General features: G+C 69.0%; 3 protein-coding genes. 1 reads left to right on the plus strand and 2 read right to left on the minus strand.

Annotation, left to right across the window (positions count from 1 at the left end):
* Positions 1-90: 90 nt before the first annotated feature.
* Together AC1D01_RS30905 and rpiA are read right to left on the minus strand one after the other, a co-directional pair.
* Entirely contained in the window at positions 91-279 is a 189-nt protein-coding gene (locus tag AC1D01_RS30905; protein WP_477873255.1) for a hypothetical protein, read from the minus strand.
* A gap of 78 nt (positions 280-357) precedes the next feature.
* Entirely contained in the window at positions 358-1017 is a 660-nt protein-coding gene (gene rpiA, locus AC1D01_RS30910; protein WP_477873257.1) for a ribose-5-phosphate isomerase RpiA, read from the minus strand.
* Positions 1018-1080: 63 nt separating this feature from the next.
* On the opposite strand from rpiA, the gene AC1D01_RS30915 reads away from it, so the two are divergent.
* On the plus strand, positions 1081-2127 hold the full coding sequence (locus tag AC1D01_RS30915; RefSeq protein WP_477873259.1) for a quinone-dependent dihydroorotate dehydrogenase: 1047 nt from the start codon (positions 1081-1083) through the stop codon (positions 2125-2127).
* The last annotated feature ends 149 nt before the right edge of the window (positions 2128-2276 follow it).

The following is a 2276-nucleotide window of genomic DNA, read 5'->3' on the forward strand; positions in this document are numbered from 1 at the left end:
CCTCGAAGCCGGCCTTCAGCGCGGCCGCGTAGGCGCCGGGCGCCGGCGGGTTGCCTGGGGGGCGCATGGCACCCACAGCATTCGCGGCGCTCAGGGCGCCGGCTGGTCTCCGGCGCCTGCTTCCTGGGTCTGGCCTTCGGAGGACTCGTCGCCCTGTCCGGCATCGCCGGAGCCCGGGCTGGTCTTGCGAAGCTCCTTCTCCTTCAGCTTCTCTTCCTTCTTCTTTTTCTTGGCCAGCTCGCGCTGGCGCTTTTCGAACGAGTAGTTGGGTTTGGCCATGGGCCGTCCTTTTTCAGCGGATTCGGAACAGGCCCGAGGTTACGCCCTTTTTGGGGGCGCGCGAGGCCCGGGAGTGGATCAGAACGTCAGCGTCTTCACGCCCTGCGCGGTGCCCAGCAGGCAGGCGCCGGCCCGGTTGCGCGCGAAGATGCCGACGGTGACGACGCCCGGCCACTGGTTGATCTCGCGCTCCATCGCCACCGGGTCGATGATGGCCAGGCCGCGCACGTCGAGGATGCTGCAGCCGTTGTCGGTGACGACGCCGGCGCGCAGCTGCGCATCGCCGCCGAGGCCGCGCAGCCGCCGCGCGATCTGCGCGGCCGCCATCGGGATCACCTCCACCGGCACCGGGAAGCGGCCGAGCGTGTCGACGAGCTTCGATTCATCGGCGATGCAGACGAAGTTCTGCGCGATGTCGGCGACGATCTTCTCGCGCGTGAGCGCGGCGCCGCCGCCCTTGATCATGAAGCCGTGGTGGTCGATCTCGTCGGCGCCGTCGATGTAGACCGGGATGGTGTCGACGGCATTGCTGTCGAGCACCGCGATGCCGTGCGCGCGCAGCCGCTCGGAGCTTCGTTCGCTGCTGGAGACGGCGCCGGCGATGCGGTCCTTGATGCCGGCCAGCGCGTCGATGAAGCAGTTCACCGTGGAGCCGGTGCCCACGCCGACGATGCTGCCGGGTTGCACGTAGGCCAGCGCGGCCTGCCCGACGAGGGCCTTCAGTTCATCCTGTGTCATGGCGGAGCGGGTCGTTTGAGACAATCCGCGATTATCCAAGACGCTGGTCCCCGCATTCATCCCATGGCCCTGGTTCCGTACGCCCTCACTCGCCCCTTCCTGTTCGGCCTCGACCCCGAGCAGGCGCATGACCTGACGCTYGGCGCCCTCGCGCGCATCCAGCGCACGCCGCTGATCTGTGCCGTTGCGCAGCCGCAGGTCGACGATCCGGTGACGGTGGCGGGCATCCGCTTTCCGAACCGCATCGGCCTGGCGGCCGGGCTCGACAAGAACGGCCGTTGCATCGACGGGCTGGCCGCGATGGGTTTCGGCTTCATCGAGGTCGGCACCGTGACGCCGCTCGGCCAGCCGGGCAACCCGAAGCCGCGCATGTTCCGCCTGCCGCAGGCGAACGCGCTGATCAACCGGCTCGGCTTCAACAACCAGGGGCTCGAGGCCTTCATCGCCAACGTGAAGCAGGCGCGCTTCCGGGCGCAGGGCGGCGTGCTGGGGCTGAACATCGGCAAGAACGCGGCGACGCCGATCGAGCGCGCGGTCGACGACTACCTGCTGTGCCTGGACGGCGTGTACCCGCATGCCGACTACGTGACGGTGAACATCTCGTCGCCGAACACGAAGAACCTGCGCGCGCTGCAGAGCGACGAGGCGCTGGATGCGCTGCTCTCGGCGGTGCAGGATCGCAGGCAGCAGCTGGCGAAGCAGCACGGCCGCGTCGTGCCGGTGTTCGTGAAGATCGCGCCCGACCTCGACGAGGCGCAGGTCGGCGTGATCGCCGCCACGTTGCGGAAGAACGCGATCGACGGCGTGATCGCGACCAACACAACGATCGCGCGCGATGCGGTGAAGCACCTGCCGCACGGCGAAGAGGCCGGCGGCCTGAGCGGCGCGCCGGTGCTGGCGGCCTCGAACCGGGTGATCGGGCAGCTGCGCGCCGCGCTGGGCGCGGGCTACCCGATCATCGGCGTCGGTGGCGTGCTGAGCGGTGCCGACGCGCAATCGAAGATCGCGGCCGGTGCCGACCTGGTGCAGCTCTACACCGGCTTCATCTACAAGGGGCCGGAGCTGGTCACCGAGGCCGCACGGGCGGTGGGTTCTCTGTCGTCCGTCTAGCCAATTTGAGGGTTGAATTGCTGGCGTAGTTCTGCGCGTGCAAAGGCGCGGGCGGAGGGTGTGGGGCACGCCGGTCGGTGCGGTCATCGCCCCTGGCGGGGCGATGACTCCCCTGCGCCATCTGCTTTCATGAACCGTCGCCGAAACTC

The organism is Rhizobacter sp. P3_B12, assembly GCF_056402895.1.